The organism is Roseixanthobacter psychrophilus (assembly GCF_043195195.1).
Lineage (GTDB): Bacteria > Pseudomonadota > Alphaproteobacteria > Rhizobiales > Xanthobacteraceae > NCEH01.
In genome coordinates this window covers 1-2,282 of record NZ_JBAFWT010000111.1, presented here as the reverse complement: position 1 = coordinate 2,282, position 2,282 = coordinate 1, and the positions used below count along the sequence as shown (strand labels likewise).

The 2,282-nt window shown below is 67.2% G+C and carries 2 protein-coding genes; both read right to left on the bottom strand.

Annotated features, from left to right (window positions below; all coding sequences use genetic code 11):
* Positions 1-120 precede the first annotated feature (120 nt).
* Positions 121-849: an IS21-like element helper ATPase IstB gene (gene istB / locus V5F77_RS28590; protein WP_449317031.1), complete on the bottom strand. Its 729-nt coding sequence runs from the start codon at positions 847-849 to the stop codon at positions 121-123.
* The coding region (gene istA, locus V5F77_RS28585) for an IS21 family transposase (RefSeq protein ID WP_429008439.1) at positions 849-2,282 on the bottom strand (1,434 nt) is incomplete at its 5' end. The genes istA and istB, both read right to left, overlap by 1 nt.

The window sequence follows — 2,282 nt, the reverse complement described above, 5'->3', positions numbered from 1 at the left end:
ATCGGCGTGGAAACCTGACCCCCTATCGGCACCGAATATTGACCCCGGCCTGGGGCATTGACCCCACTGCCGCGGAGCGTTGGTGTGGCGCAGCGGCAGTGGGGTCAATGGTGGCGGAGGTCAGGCGCGGTTCTTGAAGCGCCAGCTCTCGTTTCCGGTCTCGACGATGTCGCAGTGGTGGGTGAGACGATCGAGGAGCGCGGTGGTCATCTTGGGGTCGTTGAAGACGCTCGGCCACTCGCCGAAGGCGAGGTTGGTGGTGACGATGACCGAGGTCTGCTCGTAGAGCCGGCTGACGAGGTGGAACAGGAGCTGGCCGCCGGACTGGGCGAAGGGCAGGTAGCCGAGTTCGTCGAGGACGATGAAGTCCTTGCGGGAGAGATAGTCGGCCATGCGGCCCTGGCGGCCGGATCGGGCCTCGGCCTCCAGCTTGTTGACGAGGTCGACCACGTTGAAGAAACGCCCTCTTGCGCCGCCTCGGATGGCGGCACGCGCGATGGCGATGGCCAGGTGGGTCTTGCCGGTTCCGGTCCCGCCGATCAGCACGACGTTACGCTGGTGGGCGAGGAAGTTGCCGCCTGCGAGGTCGCGCACCAGGGTCTCGTTGATGAGTGTGTCGTCGAACACGAAGTCGTCGATGTCCTTGGCCAGGGGAAGCTTGGCGATGGTGATCTGGTACTTGATGGAGCGGGCCTGCTTCTCGGATATCTCCGCCGACAAAAGGTCGCCGACGATGCGCTGCGGCTCATGCTGGCGTTTGACGGCGGTGGCGATGATCTCGTCGTAGGCGGCCTTCATGCCATAGAGCTTGAGCTCGCCCATGGCCTCGAGGATCTGGGAACGCTCCATCATGAGGATCTCCTCAGCAGGTCGTATCGTGAGCAGTCGGCGCTCGGGGCATGGCGCAGGCGCAAGGCATCGGGCGTGACGATGGTGATGGGGGCGGCAGGCTCCCGGCGCCGGGCGAGGATGTTGAGGATCACGTCGGCCGAGTGGACGCCCTGGTGCAGAGCTTCGGCGCACGCTGCATCGACCGCGGGTAGCCCGTCGCTCAGCACGCTGGTGAGGATGTCCACCATCTGCCGGTCGCCATCGGTGGCACCGGCGAGCTTGCGCCGGACGCGATCGAGGCTCGTGGGCAGAACCCAGTCCTTGAACGGAGCGCCGTTCCTGAGGGCGCCGGGCTTGCGCGCCAGGACCGGCACATAGTGCCAGGGGTCGAAGATGGTCTGGTCCCGGCCGAAGCAGCGCGGGTGGGAGCCGACCGGCCGGCCGTCCTGGCGCAGCTCGATCCGCTCCGCATAGGCCCGGACCTCGACCGGGCGCCCAACGGCGCCGGCGCAGACCGAGTAGCGGTTGTTATCGAAGCGGACCAGGCAGGTCTTCGATACGGAAGCCGGGACGGCGTGAAAGCCGTCGAACCGCCCGGCATAGGGCACCAGGGCCGGGCGCTCGGCCTCGAACGCATGCCAGATGCTTTCCTCCCGCCGCTCGGGGTGCGAGTGGGCCTTGGCATAGGCGATGCACTGGTCCAGCAGCCAGGCGTTCAGCTCGTCATAGCTCCTCACCCGAAGCCGGGGGGTGAAGAAGCGCTCCCGCACCAGGCCGACCTGGTTCTCCACCTGCCCCTTCTCCCAGCCTGAGGCCGGCGTGCAGGCCACGGGATCGACGAGAAAGTGGCTGCACATCTGGAGGAAGCGGCGATTATAGGCCCGCTCCTTGCCCACGAAGATCGCATCCACCGCGGTCTTCATGTTGTCGTAGATGCCGCGCGTGCAGCAGCCCTTGAAGAAGGCGAAGGCCCGATCGTGGGCGTCGAACACCATCTCCTGCGTCTCGCGCGGATAGGCCCGCACGAACAGCATCCGCGAATGGCACAGCCGCACATGGGCGACGCGCACCGACACCGTGGTGCCGTTGATCAGGACGATCTCGTGGCTCCAGTCGAACTGGTAGGCCTCGCCGGGCGCGAAGCTCAGGGGCACGTAGGCCGCAGCCGTCATCGTCGCCTGCGCCCGCCGCCAGCCCTTGGCATAGCGGCGTAGCGCATCGTAGCTGCCCTCATACCCCTGGCTGCGCAGCTCCTCGAAGATGCGGATCAGCGTCAGCCGCTCCCGCGCCGGCTTCCCTTCGTTGCCGGCGAGCAGCCCATCCAGGGCCTCCCGCCAGGGCCCGATCCGCGGCAGCGGCTGCACCTCCCGCTCGTAGCTGAATGCCGTCGCTCCGGTCCGCAGCACCTTGCGCACCGTGTTCCGCGAGACGTGCAGCTCCCGCACGATCTC

What these genes read in the sequence shown, in the direction of transcription:
- istB (WP_449317031.1), bottom strand. Translation starts at nt 849, where the DNA reads ATGGAGCGTTCCCAGATCCTCGAGGCCATGGGCGAGCTCAAGCTCTAT.